This is a genomic window from Acidimicrobiales bacterium, from assembly GCA_040219085.1.
Classification (GTDB): domain Bacteria; phylum Actinomycetota; class Acidimicrobiia; order Acidimicrobiales; family JAVJTC01; genus JAVJTC01.
This window is the reverse complement of record JAVJTC010000028.1, coordinates 77180-94885: the sequence shown is the minus strand read 5'-3', so window position 1 is coordinate 94885 and position 17706 is coordinate 77180. Positions and strand designations below refer to the sequence as shown.

Genomic DNA, 17706 nt, shown 5'->3' with positions numbered 1-17706 from the left:
CTGAGATCTCTCTCAGGCCCGTAGGCGGTAGCCCATGTTGCGGACCGTCTCGATGGCCTGGCGCCCGAGCTTGCGCCGCAGGTAGCCGACGTAGACCTCCACCACGTTGGAGTCGGTGTCGAAGTCGTAGCCCCACACCCGGTCCGCGAGCTGCTGGCGCGACATGACCTGCCCGGGATGGCGGAAGAAGGTCTCCGCCAGCGCGAACTCCCTCGCGGTGAGATCCACCGGACTGGCGCCGACGGTGACGGTCCGGGAGCGCAGATCGAGCGACATCTCCCCGACGACGAGCACCGGCGACTCCGCCCGCCCCCCCGCCCGGAGCCGAGCGCGCACACGCGCCAACAGCTCCTCGAACGAGAAGGGCTTGGTGATGTGGTCGCTCGCTCCACGATCCAGAGCATCCACGACCGTCGACGTGTCATCGCGGGCCGTGAGCACGATCACGGGGACCTCAGAGCCGGACCGGCGGATCTCGGAGAGAACCTCGAGACCGTCGCGGTCGGGAAGGCCCAGATCGAGGATCACGAGCTCGAACGCCCCCGACCGTGCCATCTCCGAACCGCTGCGACCGTCGCCGACCACCATCGTGACGTAGCCGGCGGCCCGCAGACCCTTCTCCACGAACGACGCTATTCCGGCCTCGTCCTCCACGATCAGTACCCGGTCCAACTCGTCTCCTCCCGTCCCGGTCCGCCCGGAGGGAGCCGGAGCTCGATGCGGGCCCCTCCTCCCGGGTTGTCGCCGATCACCAGACGTCCTCCGTGGGCTGTCGCGACGGACGAGGCGATCGCGAGTCCCAGGCCGGTCCCCCGCCTCCCTGACGACGACCCGCCCCGCGCGAAGCGTTCCACGAGCTCGTCGCGGCGATCCTCGGGGATCCCGGGGCCGCGATCGGCGACCCAGAGGACGACGTCCCCTTCCTCGATGCCCGCGCCCACCTCCACGTCACCCTCCGGTGGCGTGTGGACGATGGCGTTGTCGGCGAGAGCGACGAGCGCCTGCACGAGGCGACCTTCGTCGGCGATCGCCCGCACCGGCTGCGGCTGTGCGATGTGCCATCGACGCGCGGGGGCGACGGGTCGCATCCGTGCGACGACCGCCGCCGGGATCTCCTCGATGTCCACCTCGGCGGGGTCGAGGAAGTCGGGCCGCTCCGCCTGCGCGATCGTCAACAGGTCGGCGACGAGCCGCTCCATCCGGTCCAGCTCACCGGTGACGAGCTCGACGGTCGCTCGACGGTCCGCGGGATCTCCGACGTCGAGCAGCTCGATGTGACCCCGCACGACGGTGATGGGGGTTCTGAGCTCGTGGCCGACGTCCGCGAGCAGGCGGCGCTGGGATCCGAAGGCGTCTTCGAGACGGTCCAGCATCGCGTTGAACGTGCGGGCGAGATCGGCGAGCTCGTCGCGGCCCCGGACGTCGATACGGTCGCCGAGTCGTCGTTCGCCGACCTCGCGGGCGGTGGTCGCCATCTGGGCGACCGGCCTGGTGAGCCTGGCGGAGAGCCACAGCGCGAGCACGATCGTCGCGGCGATTCCGGCGAGACCGACCGTCGAGGCCGTGCGGGTCACGGCATCGCTGAGCAGGTCCCGCTCGACGTCGTCGAAGATCGCCGTGACGAACACACCGGTGCGTCCGTCGACGTCGACGGGCACCGCCAGGAACTCGACGTGACCGCCGGGCGTGTCGACGTCTCCACGGTCCGGACTCTCGAGGCCGACCCACCGCGACCAGACCGCGGGATCGGCATCGAGTCTGTAGGCGGGTGAGCTCCCGGCCCGGAGGAAGGGCTCGCCGTCGAGAATCGTGAACTGGTACTCGTCTTCGTCGGGGACGTTGCTACGCAGATAGGTCTCGAACAGGTCAGCCACGTCCGAGATCGCCGGTCCGCCGTCGGAGCCACTCGTCGAGGCGAGCTCGCGCAGCTCCTCCACCTCCTGGGCGAGCCGGTCGTCGACCCGGTCGTCGAGCTGGCGGTTCAACCGGAACAGCATCGCTGCAAAGAGCACGACGCCGAGCACGACGACCGCCACCGTGAACGACACGACGATGCGTGTACGCCACCCGGCGAGGAAGCGGCGGACACCCGCGACCCGCTCGCCGAGCTCGTTCAACAGCTCTCAGTCGTCGTCGTCATCGTCGTCGCCCACGTCGTCATCATCATCGTCGGCGGGACCATCATCGTCGTCGCGGCCCACGAACCCGAAACCGTCATCATCATCGTCGCCGTCGTCGCCACCCACGAACCCGCCACCGTCATCATCGCCGGGACCATCATCATCGTCGCCGTCGTCATCGCCGCCGGCAGCCACGGCCGGTCGGTCGACCAGCGCCGCTCCCGGCTCCGGCGACGGCACGTCGTCGCCGGCCGGCACGTCGTCGTCCACGTCGAGGACCACCGGGGTGACCTCGGGCGACGGGGAGGCTCCAGCGACGAGACCGAAGACCGAGAGGGCCCCGAGCCCGCCGATCGCGACGAGGGAAACGAGAAGGTTGCGTCGAGTCATGGCCCCAGGATGCTCCCGCCCCCTGAGGTGCCGCTGAGAACCACCTGAGAAACCTCTCATGTCCCCGGGACACGCCCCGGCCGGGTCAGGCCAACCCGGTCACGACCACCACGCGCGGTGCGGGTTCGTGGCGGGCGACGAGGCCGTTCCCTTCCACCACTATGGGAGGAACGTCCCCTCCCACCCACGCGTCGTCGCCGACACGGACCTCGGTGACCAGCCGGCGACGACCCGCTGTCACCGCCGGGCCTGACCAGGCGACCACGTCACCGCCCACCCGCGTGCCGGTGGCGAGAACCAGCCGGCCGTCACGGGTGACGCGGATGGTCGACGCGAGGTTTCCGGGCGCCTCGCCGGCCCGGCCGAGGACGACCTCGTCGCGCCAGCGCAACCGAGCGTCGCCGGTGAGGTCCACCGTGACCTCGTTGCGATGACGGCACCCGGACACGGCGACAGTCGGTTCGGGCGCGACGTCGATGCTGCCGCCGGCCGCGACAGAGACCTCGTAGCGCAGAGTGGAGGACTCCCCCGCCGGGCCGGGCCAGACGAGCATCGCCGCCACCGAGCGCACCACGACGTGCGCGCCTGGTCCGGCGTCGATCCTCACGACCAGTTCGTCACCACCCACCGGATGGGCGGCCGACGAGACCAGGAACACCGCGTCGTCGACGCGTCGTAGGGCCATCGGTGCCTCGGCCCGCAGCACCCGGTACACGGTGCGGCCGTCGACACTCTCGGCGACGATGCAGGCGGCGGCCTTCAGCCGGCCACCGCCGGGGTGCGCCAGTGGTCGAGGCGGTGCAGCACCCACGAGGCCACCTCGGTCGCGCCGTCCGACCCGCGCAGAGCGGTCGTGAGGACGGGGCGGCCGTCGCGCCGCGCGGACGCGTCGGCGACCATCCGGTCCACGTCGGACCCGACCATCTCGGCCAGGTCGGTCTTGTTGATGACGAGCAGGTCCGCGGTTGCGATGCCCGGACCGCCCTTGCGGGGCACGTCGTCGCCGCCCGCCGTGTCGATCACGAAGATCTGGTGATCCACCAGACCCTGCGAGAAGATCGCCGTCAGGTTGTCGCCGCCGGACTCGACGAACGTCACGTCCGGCGTGAAGCGGGCCTCCAGGTCCTCGACCGCGTCGAGGTTGGCGGAGATGTCGTCGCGGATAGCCGTGTGCGGACAGCACCCCGTCTCGACCGCGACGATGCGTTCGGGGGGCAGCGCGCCGGCCCGTCGCAGCGCCTCCGCGTCCTCGGAGGTGAAGATGTCATTCGTCACGACGACGATGTCGAGGTCCTCACGCAGGGCGCGGCACAACTCGCCCACGAGGGTCGTCTTGCCGCTCCCGACGGGGCCGCCGATTCCGATCCGCAACGGACGACCACCGCGCTCGCCCGTCGGGTGGTGGGGGTCGATCGAGTGGTCGTGGTCATGTCCCAAAGAGACGCACCTCCCAGCCGGAATGGTCCTCGGCCGCGATGTCCGCGGCGGGCCCCGACCATACGGGCAGTTCGGCGAGGGGACCCTCTCCGGCAGACGCCGCCTCGGCCGACACGGATTCGATCAACGGGCCGAGTCTGGCCAGCACCGCCTGGGCCGCCGCCGGGTCGAGCCCCCGGAGCCGCACATAGGCGCCCAGCATCGTGGCGGCGCTCTGATGCAACGACACCTGCGCCAGCGGCGCGGCGCCGACGCCGAGACCGCGGCCGACCAGACCGAAGGCGATGCTCTGGTGCCACCCACCCTCCGGTGGGCCGGCCAGCGCGGCACCGACGGGACCCGTGGCGAGGTCGGGCCAGGTCCCGTGCGCCGCCCGTACGAGTTGGCGCCCGAGCGCACGCGATGCGTTCCGGACGTGGGCGACGACGAAGCGGACGTCGCGCTCGGCATCCGCTGCGTCGGGATCGGCACCCCCGGCGACCGCCGCGGCGAACGAGGCGTCCACCAGACCGCTCGTCGTCAGCGAGCCGGCGACGAAGGACTCGAGGCTGGACGCGTCGGCGACCCCGAGCAGCGCGGCGGCCGCCTCGACACCGAACGAGTGGGCATGACCCCCCGACGGGAACCGCCCGTCGGCGAGTTGCAGTAGAGCCGGGGGGATCGCCGTCACGTCGTCAGAACAGGAAGTAGCGCTGGGCCATCGGCAACTCGACGGCAGGGTCCTCGCTGACGAGTTCCCCGTCGATGCGCACGGCGAACGTGTCGGCGTCTATCTCGATGTCAGGCATCGCGTCGTTCAGCGGCTGGTCCGCCTTGCCCCGCGACCGCGTGTCGGAGACCGGCACGATCGGCCGGCGCACATCCAGGTCGGCGAGTTCGCCGGACTCGAGTGCGATCGGCGCCAGCCAGGCGACGCTCGTCTTCGCCGCCACTGCGGGCGCCGCGCCGAACATCGGCCGGGGCAGAACCGGCTGCGGAGTCGGGATCGAGGCGTTGGCATCGCCCATCGCCCCCCAGGCCACGAAGCCGCCCTTGACGACCACATGGGGACGGACCCCGAAGAACGCCGGATCCCACAGCACGACGTCGCCCAGTTTGCCGACCTCCACCGACCCGACCTCACGCTCGAAGCCGTGGGTGATGGCCGGGCAGATCGTGTACTTCGCCACGTAGCGACGGGCCCGGAGGTTGTCGGCGGGACCGTCGCCGGGCAGCGGACCGCGCCGCTTCTTCATGACGTGGGCGGTCTGCCAGGTGCGCAGGACGACCTCGCCGATGCGCCCCATCGCCTGGGAGTCCGAACCGATCATCGAGATGGCGCCCATGTCATGGAGGATGTCCTCCGCCGCGATCGTCGACGGGCGGATCCGGCTCTCCGCGAACGCGAGGTCTTCGGGAATCGACGGGTTCAGGTGGTGGCACACCATCAACATGTCGAGGTGCTCGTCCACGGTGTTGACGGTGTGGGGACGGGTCGGGTTGGTGGACGACGGCATCACGTTCGGGTGCGACGCGACGGTCATGATGTCGGGCGCGTGGCCGCCCCCGGCGCCCTCGGTGTGGAACGTGTGGATGGAGCGGCCGGCGATGGCGGCCAGGGTGCTCTCCACGAAGCCGGCCTCGTTGAGCGTGTCGGTGTGGATGGCCACCTGCACACCGCTGTCGTCGGCCACGCGCAGACACGCGTCGATTACCGCGGGGGTGGTACCCCAGTCCTCGTGGAGCTTGAAGCCCGCCGCTCCGGCGCGCAACTGCTCCCACAGGGCCTCTTCGGAGACCGTGTTCCCCTTGGCGAGAAGGCCGACGTTGAGCGGCCAGCCGTCGAGCGCCTCGAGCATCCGGGCGATGTTCCACGCGCCCGGCGTCACCGTCGTGGCCTTGGAACCCTCGGAGGGCCCGGTACCGCCGCCGAGTATGGTCGTGATCCCCGAGCCCAGCGCCTCGGGCAGCAGCTGGGGACAGATCAGGTGGACGTGGCAGTCGATGGCGCCCGCCGTGAGGATCTTCCCGTTGCCGGCGAGGATCTCCGTCGACGGGCCGATCACGAGGTCCGGGTGGATGTCGTCGCTGATGTCGGGGTTCCCCGCCCGACCGATGCCGACGATGCGACCGTCACGGAACCCCACGTCGGCCTTGATGATCCCCCAGTGGTCGAGGATCACCGCCCCGGTGATCACGAGGTCCGGCGTACCGCCGGTGCGGGTGGCGGCCGACTGGCCCATCGACTCGCGGATGACCTTGCCGCCGCCGAAGACCGCCTCGTCGCCGCCGACGCAACGGTCCTCGGTGACCTCGATCCACAGGTCGGTGTCCGCGAGGCGGATCCGGTCGCCGGTGGTGGGCCCGTACAGACGCCGGTATCGGTCCCGTGCGATCTCGGCCATCAGCGGTCGCCTCCGTCGGTGTCGTGTACGTCCGACCCGGGGGCCACGTCGAGCGCGCCCCCCACCTCGCCCCGCAGGCCCCGCACGACCCGCCGGCCGGCGAGTGCGACGAGATCCACGCGCTGGGGGATGCCCGGCTCGAAGCGCACCGCGGTGCCCGCCGGGATGTCGAGCCGAAAGCCCCGGGCGGCGGCCCGGTCGAAGCTCAGCGCGTGGTTCGCCTCGGCGAAGTGGAAGTGTGACCCGACCTGCACGGGTCGGTCGCCGGTGTTCTCGACGTCCACGCTCACGGCGTCACGCCCGACGTTGACGACCACGGGATCGTCGGGACCGGTGATCTCGCCGGGGATCATCGGATCGGCTCGTGCAGCGTGACGAGCTTCGTGCCGTCCGGGAAGGTGGCCTCGACCTGGATCTCGTCGATCATCTCGGGGACGCCCTCCATGACGTCGGCGCGGGTCAGGACGCGGGTCCCGGCGTCCATCAGGTCTGCCACCCGGCGACCGTCGCGCGCGCCCTCGAGTACCCACGCCGTGAGGATGGCCACGGCCTCGGGGTGGTTGAGCACGAGACCGCGATCGCGGCGACGCTGCGCGACATCCGCCGCGACGTGGACGAGGAGTCGTTCCTGTTCGTGGGGGGTCAGGTGCACCGCATCCTCCGGGGGGTCAGAAACCGTGGAACTCGGCGAACTCGGCGTCAGCGATGTCGAAGGCGGAAGAGGGGTCACCCGGTGTGGCGATGAGGATGCTGCGCAGCACAGCACCTTCACGGGCGACCCAGATCACGATGGTTCCGCTTGCGTGGTCGAAGCGGAGACCGACGTCACCGGGCTCGGCGCTGGGCAACGTCGCCACCCCGACAACGTCCACTACGCCGAGAGCGGGGTCCTCGAAGCTGGGACAGATGAGCGGTATCCGCTCCAGCAACTCCGTCGTGGCCACGGCGGCGTCGCTCGACGGTGCGACCGCCACCTGGGAGCCGATAACGACGCCCAGGCTGGGGACGAGATACTGCACGATCTCGACCTCGTAGTCCACGGCCGTGTCCGGGCCGCAGCTCAGGAACGCCGCCCCGAAGTCCATGACGACCCCCTCTACACCGAACTCCGGTTGGAGTGTCGCGTCGCCGGGGAGGTCCTGCGGCGTCAGCTGGAGGGCGGCCGGGTCGGAACCCGGACGGGATTCGACGACGAAGATGCCCCCCTCCTGGACCGACATCGTCACCCTGTCGCCGTCAGCCCCGAAGTACTGGCCGAACCCGAGCGGGCCGAAACCGCAGTCGAGTGCCTGGACGTCGATGTCGGTGAACGGGACGGAGAAGGACCGCACGCCGCCCGGAGGGATCACCTCTTCGGGACCCAGTTCGTCGCCACCCCACACCGTCGAGGCCGTCGGCGAGATGTTGACGTAGCAGACCGCCACGTCGAGGTCGTTGAGCAGGGTCAACTCCACCAACGACGACTCACCGATGACGATCGCCTCGCCCACGACGAACTCGCCCTCGACGAGGAGACGGAAGTCCACGACACCGCGGACGCCGGTCATCCCGCCCACGCAGGTCGAGAAGGCGCCGGACTCACCACCGTCCCAGGTGAGCGCGGTCGAGCTGAGGAACGGGTCGAACTCCCCGTCGACGAACACCTCGAGGTCCCACGGGACGCCGTCGGCCATCCCCGAGAAGAACCAGGACAGGCACAGGCTGTCGACGTCGGTCGGCAGGGACCTGACGATGTCGAGCGGGAAACCGTCGGCGTCGAGGTCCAGGGAGAAGACGAGATCCTCGAAGATCACGCCCCCGATGAAGAAGTCGCCGTAGCCCTGGACGTCGACGATGGTGCCGGTACCGGCGATCGCGTCGGCGATGAGCGGCTTCGCGAGGTTCACGGGACGCAACTGGTTCAGGAAGCCGCCGATCGGCACGCACGAGTCGTTGCCGTCGAGGATGCCGTTGCCGTCCGTGTCCTCGATGCGGCGGCAGTCGACCTGTCCCGCCTGGGTCGGGATGCCGACGAGGTGGCCATCGGCGTCGATGGCCAATCCGCCGCTGTTGCCGCCACTGATCGACGCGTCGGTCTTGATCCAGGCACGCTCGGTCTCCGGCGTGGTCGTGAATCCCGACACGAGGCCCTGGGTGACAGTGATGGTCTCCCCCCCGATACCGGGGTACCCGAGGATGAACAGGGGCGAACCGATCGACAGGTCGTCGGAGTCACCGAGAGTGACGACGTCGAAGCTCTCGTCGAGCGGGGAACCGTCGATGCCACCGGTGATCTGGATCACGGCGATGTCCAGGCCGCCGTCGGCTGCCACCGGTTCCGCGTAGTAGATGATCTCCGGCGGGACGTCCGGTTCGGGAGCGAAGCCCACGGTGATCCGTGCACCGGGGCAGGTCCCGTCGAGGTCGAAGGCGACGTGCGCGTTGGTGAGGATGAGGCCGGATTCGTCCACCACCGAACCGGACCCGAACGAACAGCCGAACCCGTTGCCGTCCTCGAGGAGAATGAAGGCCGTCCGACCGATCAGTGTCTCCGCGACGGTCGCCCGGTCCATCTCGGCTTCGGTCGTGGTCGTCGTCGCCGGCGCCTCGGTGGTGGTGGTCGTCGTCGTCGTGGCGTCGGTGGCGGAATCGTCACCGTCGTCACCGGACAGGACGACGAGAAGCACGATCGCGACGATCACGGCGACGACCGTTCCCAGCCCGGCGTACACGGCGAGCCTGTTGCCGCCTCCACCTCCGCCGTCGTCACCCTGGGGCGGCAGGTGGGCGATGTTCGGGTCATAGGGCGGCGCGCCACCCGGTGGGCCGCCTGCAGGTGGTGCTGCGGGCCACGGTTCGGCTGGCGAACCCGCCGACCTCGGCGCCTCGGCGGGCGGCGGCGCTGCCCCGGGGGGCGTGCCTGAGGGTGGCGGAGGAGGAAACTGCGGGGGTGGCTCCGACCGGGGCGGAGGAGGTAGCTCTGAGTCAGCCGCCGGAGATGGCGGGGTCGGGAGATCGGGCGGTGGGGTGGGGTCCCAGCCCGGCGGTGGCGCGAACGAATCCTCCTCAGAGCCATCGTCGGGCGGCGGGCCCGAGGGTGGGTTCGTCATCGCTCGACTCCGTTGCTGTCCGGCCCTGTGGGGGCTTGATACCACACACGATCCCACGCACCGCTGTCAGCACGGGAGATGGCGGCCCCGTATCCATCGGCGGCCCGTACGAGCTGTTGACCGGCCCGACGATCTCGATTCGAAGTGACCTTCGGCGCTGCGCCCCGGGACGGACACCCGCGAGACTGGAGGATCGACCAGGAGTTGACCATGAACACGACCACCCATCACCGCATCGTCGTCATCGGCGGCGGTACCGCCGGGATCACGGTCGCCGCCCGCCTCGGCCGCGCCGGCCAGGCCGACGTCGCCATCGTGGAGCCGTCGGGAGACCACTACTACCAACCGTTGTGGACCATCGTCGGCGGCGGAGCCGCCAAACTACGTTCGACGCGCCGTGACGAGAGCGCCGTCATCCCCCGGGGTGTGACATGGCTCCGCAGCGCCGCCACCGACATCGATCCCGAGAACAAGGTCGTCACGACAGCCGTCGGCGACCGGGTCGGCTACGACGCCCTCGTCGTCTGCCCCGGGCTGAAGCTGGACTTCGACCGCACCCCCGGCCTCGCCGAGACCATCGGCCGCAACGGCACGAGCTCGAACTACCGCTACGACCTCGCCCCGGTCACCTGGGACAACGTCCGCAACCTCCGACGCGGCACAGCCGTGTTCACGATGCCGACCGGTCCGATCAAGTGCGGGGGCGCCCCCCAGAAGGCGGCCTACATGTCTGCCGATCACTGGCGTCGCGAGGGTGTCCTCGACGCCATCGACGTCCACCTCGTCGTCCCCGGACCCGAGATCTTCGGCATCGAGGACTTCGCCGTCCATCTCCGTGAGGTCGTGGCCGACTACGGCATCACGCTCCACACCCGCAGCGAGATGACCGCAGTCGACGGCGATGCACGGCGCGCGACCATCACGAACCTCGACGACGGGTCCACCACCGAACTGGACTACGACATGCTCCACGCCGTCCCCCACCAGTCGGCGCCCTCGTTCATCTCGGCGGGCCCGCTGGCGGACGACACCGGCTGGGTCGACGTGGACCGCGAGACCCTGCGCCATGTCCGCCACGACGACGTGTGGTCGCTCGGCGACGTGTCGTCGACCCCCAACGCCAAGACGGGCGCCGCGGTCCGCAAGCAGGCGCCGGTCGTGGTCGAGAACCTCCTCGCCGGGCTGGAGGAGCGTGCTCCGACCGCCGCCTATCACGGTTACTCCTCGTGCCCCCTCATCACGGCGAAGGGGAAGGTCCTCCTCGCGGAGTTCGACTACGACGGGAAGCCCACTCCCACGTTCCCGGTGATCGACACCACGAAGCCACGACGCGACATGTGGTACCTGAAGCGCTACGGCCTGCCGTGGCTCTACTGGAACCTGATGCTGAAAGGTCGGGCCTGAGGGGAACCCGACACCTGCCCGCAGCGTCCCATGGACATGAGCACCCGACGCGTCCCCATGATCCTTCTCGCTGTGACGGCGGTACTGGCCCTGGTGGCCGGCGCCTGCGGGGACGACGACGTCGCAACCGGCGGTGACGGTTCCCCGGAGGTGGACGGCGGCACCGACACCGGCTCCTTCGAGGGAGCATGGCACCTGACATCCGGCGTCGTGGACGGTGAGCCCGTCCCACTCGTGGAGGGTCACCGGATCACCATGACCATCGCCGGAGGCGAGGTCGGCGGCGTCGCCGCGTGCAACTCCTACGGCGGCTCCGTCACGATCGACGACGGTTCGTTCTCTCTCGGCGAGGTCGGTTGGACAGCGATGGGTTGCGAACCCGCTGTCACCGCATCCGAACAGGCCTACCTGGGCGGGCTCATGCGGGCCACCACGGTCGCCCACGACGGCGATGCCATCGTCCTCGTGGGCGACGGCGTCGAACTGCGCTTCGACGAACTACCGCCGGTCCCGACCGCCGACCTCGTCGACACGGTCTGGGGCCTCGACACGATCATCGACGGCGAGACCGCGTCGACGGTGGCCGGTGAACCGGCCACGCTCGAGCTCCGCTCCGACGGCACCCTGTCCGGATCGACCGGGTGCCGCACGCTCACCGGTACCTGGCTCGAGTCCGGCGACACGATCGTGACCCCGGAACTGGCAGCCGACGGTGACTGCCCTGATGAGCTCGCCCGCCAGGACGGACACGTGATCGAGGTCGTCGGCGACGGGTTCACGGCGGAGATCGACGGACAACGCCTGACCCTCACCTCAGCCGGAAACATCGGGCTGTCGTTCCGGGCCGTCGCCGGCTGAGCGTCAGCTGCGCGTCATCAACAGCTGGAACTCCATGATCCCGTCGTCCTGAAGGGACACGACGATCGCAGCAGACGGCGTGTCGACGTCGTAGTCCGCGAAGACGATGGGGATCGAACCGACCATGGCGATCCGGTCGCCGTCCACCAACTGCGCCTCGATCGGAATCACGACCTCACGGCTCACGCCGTGGATGGTCAGAGTTCCGGGTGCCTCGACGGCGACGGGCGAACCCGTGGCAGCACCAGCGCCGAGTTCGACAGGCTCCGACAGGACGAAGGTCGCGGTCGGGAACTCGCTGGTGTCGAGGGTCCGCTGGACCACACCGTCACGACGGCTGTCGTTGGTCACGATGGCGGTCATGTCCGCGACGATCTCGGCCGAGACCAGGGTGGTCCCGTCGATCTCGATCGACCCCTCGACCTCGGGGGTGCGACCGACCGCCGTGGTGGACCCGATCCCCGCGAGCTCCTCCTCGACACGGAACCCGGCGAAACTGCCCGTCGCCTCTTCGAACGCGAAGTCGCCCAGACTCAGGTCCACCGACCACGTTCCCGAGGCACCGTCCGTGGCCCCGTCAGCGCCACCGTCATCGCCCGGGTCGGTGCCGGCGCCCCCGTCGTCGGTCGCGTCCGCCTCCGGAGGGTCAGCCTCAGGGCCGTCATCTGCAGCGCCGCCATCCGCAGCGCCATCATCGGCAGCACCGTCCGCTGCGCCTCCACCGGCCGCCTCGATGGCCGCGTCGAGCGAAACCTCGTCCGGCGCGTCGTCGCGCAGGTACCACCAGATGCCGACCCCGGCCCCGACGGCCACGAGGACGAACACGCCGGTCGTGACGAGGAACCAGCGGCGCCGCCACAGCGGACGACGGACGGGGGCCTGGGGGTTGTCCATGGGCAGCGAAGTTAGTCGGTGCTGCGCCTCCACCTTCCGCGCAACGGTGTGAGACGCTCTGCACGCCCGAAACCTCGAGGAGCCCACGATGAGCAACCCACCGAGCGACCGACCGACCTGGAGCGGCGTTAACCACCTCGCACTGGTCACCGACGACATGGACGCCACCACCCGGTTCTGGCACGGGGTGCTCGGCGCGCCGCTCGTCGCCACCATCGGGACCGACACGTTCCGGCACTACTTCTTCAAGGTCGGCGAGGGCCAGACCATCGCCTTCTTCGAGTACACGGGCGTCCAACTCGAGCACTGGTCCAAGCCGGCGGGCATCCCGTTCCCACGGGCGTCCCAGTTCGACCATCTCTCCCTGAACCTCCCCGACGAGGATGCACTGGAAGCTCTGCGCACCCGCCTGATAGACCACGACTGCGAGGTGACCGAGGTCGTTGACCACGGCTTCATTCGGTCCGTCTACTTCTCGGACCCGAGCGGCATCGCTCTCGAAGCCTCGTGTTGGACCACCGACATCGGTCCCGACGACTACGAGGCTCCCGGCCGGTTCCACGACGCCGAGCCGGTCGCCGCCGTGCGGGAACTGATCACCGACGGCGAGCTCACCTCGACGCCGCGCACGCACCTGGTCGACGACATCGTGACCGACTGAGGCCGAACGGCCCACACCGCCGACGCCGTGGAGCATTGGCGGATCGCCTCAGAGGCCCCACGCATCCGACAGGGGTGCCGCCGACGTAGAAGCCGGTGAAGCCAGCCACTGAAAGGCATACCGATGCTGACTCGTCAGAAAGCATCGCGACTTCCCCGGCTGAGCACTTTCCACAAGGCGAAAATCGCCTTCATGGCAGCCGGCTTCGTCGCGCTCGTACTCTCCGTCTCGTTGTGGTTCGCGGGCAACGAACAGGAGGGGATCTTCGTGGGTCTGTGGGTCCCGGCGATCCACTCCCTCGGAGCGCTCGTCCTCACCGGAGAGGAGGACCTGTGAGCACGACCCTGATCTTCGCAATCGGCGTGGGCCTGTTCGCCCTCACGACCTGGGCCACCCTCGTCATCGGCTACATGCGGTTCCAGCACATCAACGAACCCGAGTCACCCGACGAGACGGTCGAAGCGGTCCACGACACCCACGAGACCGACGAGACCGTGACCGCCCCGGGACCGACCGTCGACGGGTACGACCAGCCGTCGCTGCGGCTCGTGAGCGGCGAGTGACATGCTGCACCGCCCAGCGGCTCGCCGCGGCGGTACCCGCTCAGGCGTCGCGGAACGCCAGGAGTTCCTCGACCTTCGTGAAGTCGAACGGGTCGGACTTCATCACGATGAAGTGGGTTGCTCCGGCCTCGAGGTAGGCCTCCACGGGATGGTCGTCGTCGGCGGAGAGGGCGACCGTCCGCTCGATCTCGGCCGAGTCCCGGCCGACCTCGGCGCACCAGCGGTCGAGGACTGCGGACTTCGCCGCGAAGTTCTCCGGCGGACCGAACGTGTTCCACGCGTTCGCGTAGGTTGCGACGAGCCGCAGGGTGATCTTCTCCCCGCCACCGCCGATGAGAATCGGCAGGTCCCCGACGGGCTGGGGGTTGAGCGACGAGATCCGCGCCGTCATGCGCTCCAGCGCGGACTCCAGTTCCATGAGGCGACTGCGGGCTGTTCCGAACTCGTATCCGTACTCGGTGTAGTCACGCTCGAACCACCCTGCACCGACCCCGAGGTAGGCCCGTCCACCCGTGATGTGGTCGAGGGTCCGGGCCATGTCGGCGAGGAGTTCGGGGTTGCGATAGGTGTTGCCGGTCACGAGCATCCCTATCTTCGCTCGCGACGTGTCGGCGCCGAACGCCGCAAGGGTCATCCAGCCCTCGAAATGCGAGGCGTCGGGATCTCCGAACAGCGGGTAGAAGTGGTCCCAGGTCCAGATCGAGTCGACGCCCATCTCGTCGGCGGCCTTCGCCGCGGACCGCATGCGGGCCATCGTCGTCGCCTGGGGTTGGAGTTGGATACCGACCTTCATGTGAATCTCCTGACCGCGGGACATCTCTTCGACGCTACCCACCGGGCACAACCGTGCGACCAGCCGTGGAGACGCCCGTGACCGTCGCTCCCGAACCCGTCACGGCGACGACCCCCCGCCCCGTGCGCCGTCCGGTGATGCTCCAGAGCTGGACCGACCTCGTCTATCTCCATTGGGATCACCCGCCCGACGTCGTCCAGGCACTGCTCCCCGACGGCGTGCGCGTCGACACGTTCGAAGACCGCGCGTGGATCGGCCTCGTCCCGTTCATGATGCGCGCCATCCGCGTACCGGGAACCCCGGCCATTCCATGGGTGTCGACCTTCCCGGAGATCAACGTGCGGACCTACGTGATCGACGCCACGGGACGTCGGGCGGTCTGGTTCTTCTCACTCGACATTCCCCGGTCCGTTCCGGTCGGAATCGCACGTCTGGCCTACGATCTGCCGTACTGCTGGGCGGCGGCCCGCTACGAGACAGACGGAGAGCGCCGGCGATACGTCTCGCGGCGCCGCCGGCCTCACCGGTCGGCCGCACGCCTGGACATGACGATCCTCCCCACCGACCCGATCGCCGCCGACCGGGAGACCGACCTCGACCGGTGGCTCACCGCCCGCTGGGGGCTCGTCGCCGGAACCCGCCGCACGCTGCGCCACGCACCCGTCGACCACCCCCGCTGGCCTCTCCACCGGGCGGAGGTTCTCCACCTCGACCAGACGCTTGTCGAAGCCGCGGGGCTGCCCGCACCGGCCTCGCCTCCCCACGTGCTCTACTCCCCCGGCGTCGACGTGAGAGTCGGACTCCCCCGTCGCATCGGCTGACCGTCGGCGAGGAGGACCAGCCGGCCCGTGGCACGATGAGACCATGCGGCAATGGGTTGGTGACGCGTATCCCCTCGGCGCGACCTATGACGGGGCGGGCACGAACTTCTCCCTGTTCTCGTCGGTCGCGGACGGCGTGGAACTGTGCCTCGTCTCGGAGAGGGGCGACGAGGAGGAACGGGTCGAGCTCAGCGAGGTCGACGGGTTCTGCTGGCACGCCTACCTCCCCGATGTCCGACCGGGCACCCGCTACGGCTACCGGGTGCACGGACCCTGGGACCCCGACAATGGCCTGTGGTGCAACCCCGCCAAGCTCCTCCTGGACCCCTACGCCAAGGCGGTCGACGGCTTCATCGACTGGAGCCCGGCATGCTTCGGGTACGTGTTCGGCGACGAGTCGAAACCCAACACCGACGACAGCGCACCCCACGTGCCCAAGGCGCTCGTCCATGACCCGTGGTTCGACTGGGGAAACGACCGCCCACCGGCACATCCGGTGCACCACACGGTCATCTACGAGACCCATGTCAAGGGTCTGACCCGCCGCCATCCCGATGTCCCCCCCGAGCTGCAGGGGACCTACCTCGGCGTGGCACACCCGGCCGTCATCGACCATCTCGTCAGCCTCGGGATAACGGCCGTCGAGTTGATGCCCACCCACCTGTTCGTCCAGGACCACCACCTGACCCAGAGAGGTCTGCGCAACTACTGGGGCTACAACTCGATCGGCTACTTCGCCCCCCACAACGAGTACTCCAGCGTCGACCACCGGGGCCAGGTCCAGGAGTTCAAGACCATGGTGCGCGAGCTGCACCGGGCGGGGATCGAGGTGATTCTCGACGTGGTGTACAACCACACCGCCGAGGGCAACCACCTCGGGCCCACCCTGTCCCTGCGGGGGATCGACAACCCCGCCTACTACCGGCTCGTCGACGGTGACCCCCGCTACTACATGGACTACACGGGCACCGGCAACAGCATGAACATGCGCCACCCGCACGTGTTGCAGATGATCATGGACTCCCTGCGGTACTGGGTGCTCGAGATGCACGTCGACGGGTTCCGGTTCGATCTCGCGGCGACGCTGGCCCGCGAGTTGCACGAGGTCGACCGCCTCTCCGCGTTCTTCGACCTGATCCAACAGGACCCGGTGGTCTCACAGGTGAAGCTCATAGCCGAACCCTGGGACATCGGCGAAGGCGGCTACCAGGTGGGCAACTTCCCGCCTCTCTGGTCGGAGTGGAACGGCCGGTACCGAGACACGATCCGGGACTTCTGGCGGGGCGAGGAGGCGACCCTGGCGGAGTTCGGTTCGCGCTTCACCGGCAGCTCGGACCTGTACCAGTCCGATTCGCGTCGACCGACCGCGTCGATCAACTTCGTGACCGCCCACGACGGGTTCACGCTGGCCGACCTCGTCAGCTACGACAAGAAGCACAACGCCGCGAACGGCGAAGACGGCAACGACGGCGAGTCACACAACCGTTCGTGGAACGGCGGCGCCGAGGGACCGACGGACGACCCGGCGATCCTCGAGAACCGCCGCCGCCGCCGCCGCAGCATCTTCACGACGCTGCTGTTGTCCCAGGGTGTCCCGATGATCCTCGGCGGGGACGAGTTCGGTCGCTCCCAGGGTGGGAACAACAACGCCTACTGCCAGGACAACGAGATCTCCTGGTACGACTGGGAGACGATCGACGAGGAGTTCCTCGACTTCTCCCGCAGGGTCATCGCGTTCCGGGCCGCACACCCGGTGTTCCGGCGGCGACGTTGGTTCCAGGGCAAGGCGATACGCGGCGTGGAGGACATGTCCTGGTTCCGGCCCGACGGCGCCGAGATGACCGGCGAAGACTGGGACGCGGGATACGCCCGGGCCGTGGGTGTCTTCGTGAACGGCGAGGCGATCACCGTGCCCGACGAGTACGGGCGCCGCGTCGTCGACGACAGCTTCCTCGTGCTCTTCAACGCCGGCCACGACAGCATCGGCTGGAAGGTTCCGGGGCGCCGGATCGGGCGGCGCTGGATCGCTGACATCGACACCGCCACACCCGGCAGCCGACCCCGCCGCCTCCGGGCCGGGCAACGCCTCGAGCTGGCCGCGCACAGCGTCCTCGTCCTACGGAGGGTCGAGGAGCCGGCCTGAACGGCCCTAGGTTGGAAGGTCGAGGTCCGCACGCCCACATCGCCGGGAGGCACCACGCGATGACCCCGACCGATCCCGCCACTCAATCGAGCACGAGCCCTCCGGGGAGCAGCGAAGTCACGTCGCTTCCACGCGCGCGGCCCGGTCGG

19 protein-coding genes are annotated in these 17706 nt (G+C 69.4%); 7 read left to right on the top strand and 12 right to left on the bottom strand.

Annotation, left to right across the window (positions count from 1 at the left end; genetic code table 11):
- Positions 1 to 12: 12 nt before the first annotated feature.
- From RIE08_12065 to RIE08_12020, 10 genes are all read right to left on the bottom strand, one after another.
- Positions 13 to 672: a response regulator transcription factor gene (locus RIE08_12065; GenBank protein ID MEQ8718335.1), complete on the bottom strand. Its 660-nt coding sequence runs from the start codon at positions 670 to 672 to the stop codon at positions 13 to 15.
- Complete coding sequence (locus RIE08_12060) at positions 657 to 2117, bottom strand: HAMP domain-containing sensor histidine kinase (GenBank protein ID MEQ8718334.1); 1461 nt, start codon at positions 2115 to 2117, stop codon at positions 657 to 659. The genes RIE08_12065 and RIE08_12060 overlap by 16 nt, the downstream gene beginning before the upstream one ends.
- A gap of 6 nt (positions 2118 to 2123) precedes the next feature.
- A complete protein-coding gene (locus RIE08_12055) occupies positions 2124 to 2510 on the bottom strand; it encodes a hypothetical protein (GenBank protein MEQ8718333.1) in 387 nt (128 codons plus the stop codon).
- Between the two features lie 85 nt (positions 2511 to 2595).
- Positions 2596 to 3321, bottom strand: coding sequence for an urease accessory protein UreD (locus tag RIE08_12050; protein MEQ8718332.1), 726 nt, complete (start codon positions 3319 to 3321; stop codon positions 2596 to 2598).
- Positions 3270 to 3947, bottom strand: coding sequence for an urease accessory protein UreG (ureG, locus tag RIE08_12045; protein MEQ8718331.1), 678 nt, complete (start codon positions 3945 to 3947; stop codon positions 3270 to 3272). The genes RIE08_12050 and ureG overlap by 52 nt, the downstream gene beginning before the upstream one ends.
- The gene (locus RIE08_12040; protein ID MEQ8718330.1) at positions 3937 to 4617 is read right to left on the bottom strand and encodes an urease accessory UreF family protein; all 681 of its coding nucleotides are present in this window, start codon (positions 4615 to 4617) and stop codon (positions 3937 to 3939) included. The genes ureG and RIE08_12040 overlap by 11 nt, the downstream gene beginning before the upstream one ends.
- 4 nt (positions 4618 to 4621) lie before the next feature.
- The gene (locus RIE08_12035; protein ID MEQ8718329.1) at positions 4622 to 6331 is read right to left on the bottom strand and encodes an urease subunit alpha; all 1710 of its coding nucleotides are present in this window, start codon (positions 6329 to 6331) and stop codon (positions 4622 to 4624) included.
- Positions 6331 to 6684 (bottom strand): urease subunit beta, encoded by a 354-nt coding sequence (locus RIE08_12030; protein ID MEQ8718328.1) that lies wholly within the window; start codon positions 6682 to 6684, stop codon positions 6331 to 6333. Before RIE08_12030 ends, RIE08_12035 begins: the two co-directional genes overlap by 1 nt.
- A complete protein-coding gene (locus RIE08_12025; GenBank protein ID MEQ8718327.1) occupies positions 6681 to 6983 on the bottom strand; it encodes an urease subunit gamma in 303 nt (100 codons plus the stop codon). The genes RIE08_12030 and RIE08_12025 overlap by 4 nt, the downstream gene beginning before the upstream one ends.
- 16 nt (positions 6984 to 6999) lie before the next feature.
- Complete coding sequence (locus RIE08_12020; protein ID MEQ8718326.1) at positions 7000 to 9012, bottom strand: serine protease; 2013 nt, start codon at positions 9010 to 9012, stop codon at positions 7000 to 7002.
- A 618-nt stretch (positions 9013 to 9630) separates the two neighbouring features.
- Here RIE08_12020 and RIE08_12015 point away from each other — a divergent pair.
- Together RIE08_12015 and RIE08_12010 are read left to right on the top strand one after the other, a co-directional pair.
- On the top strand, positions 9631 to 10824 hold the full coding sequence (locus tag RIE08_12015; protein MEQ8718325.1) for an FAD/NAD(P)-binding oxidoreductase: 1194 nt from the start codon (positions 9631 to 9633) through the stop codon (positions 10822 to 10824).
- Between the two features lie 36 nt (positions 10825 to 10860).
- Positions 10861 to 11682, top strand: coding sequence for an META domain-containing protein (locus RIE08_12010; GenBank protein ID MEQ8718324.1), 822 nt, complete (start codon positions 10861 to 10863; stop codon positions 11680 to 11682).
- 3 nt (positions 11683 to 11685) lie between these two features.
- On the opposite strand, the gene RIE08_12005 is transcribed toward RIE08_12010, so the two are convergent.
- The gene (locus tag RIE08_12005; protein ID MEQ8718323.1) at positions 11686 to 12576 is read right to left on the bottom strand and encodes a YceI family protein; all 891 of its coding nucleotides are present in this window, start codon (positions 12574 to 12576) and stop codon (positions 11686 to 11688) included.
- An 88-nt stretch (positions 12577 to 12664) separates the two neighbouring features.
- Between RIE08_12005 and RIE08_12000 the strand changes: the two genes are divergently transcribed.
- From RIE08_12000 to RIE08_11990, 3 genes are all read left to right on the top strand, one after another.
- Positions 12665 to 13237, top strand: a complete 573-nt coding sequence (locus RIE08_12000) for a VOC family protein (GenBank protein MEQ8718322.1) — start codon at positions 12665 to 12667, stop codon at positions 13235 to 13237.
- 192 nt (positions 13238 to 13429) lie between these two features.
- A complete protein-coding gene (locus RIE08_11995; protein MEQ8718321.1) occupies positions 13430 to 13573 on the top strand; it encodes a hypothetical protein in 144 nt (47 codons plus the stop codon).
- A complete protein-coding gene (locus RIE08_11990) occupies positions 13570 to 13800 on the top strand; it encodes a hypothetical protein (GenBank protein ID MEQ8718320.1) in 231 nt (76 codons plus the stop codon). Before RIE08_11995 ends, RIE08_11990 begins: the two co-directional genes overlap by 4 nt.
- Positions 13801 to 13840: 40 nt before the next feature.
- Here the strand turns inward: RIE08_11990 and RIE08_11985 are convergent, their stop codons facing one another.
- The gene (locus tag RIE08_11985; protein ID MEQ8718319.1) at positions 13841 to 14593 is read right to left on the bottom strand and encodes an LLM class F420-dependent oxidoreductase; all 753 of its coding nucleotides are present in this window, start codon (positions 14591 to 14593) and stop codon (positions 13841 to 13843) included.
- Positions 14594 to 14670: 77 nt separating this feature from the next.
- Here RIE08_11985 and RIE08_11980 point away from each other — a divergent pair, with 77 nt between their 5' ends.
- On the top strand, positions 14671 to 15414 hold the full coding sequence (locus RIE08_11980) for a DUF2071 domain-containing protein (protein ID MEQ8718318.1): 744 nt from the start codon (positions 14671 to 14673) through the stop codon (positions 15412 to 15414).
- Positions 15415 to 15457: 43 nt separating this feature from the next.
- Positions 15458 to 17557 carry a glycogen debranching protein GlgX gene (glgX, locus tag RIE08_11975; GenBank protein MEQ8718317.1) on the top strand — a complete coding sequence of 700 codons (2100 nt, stop codon included), beginning with the start codon at positions 15458 to 15460 and terminating at the stop codon, positions 17555 to 17557.
- Positions 17558 to 17706: the final 149 nt, after the last annotated feature.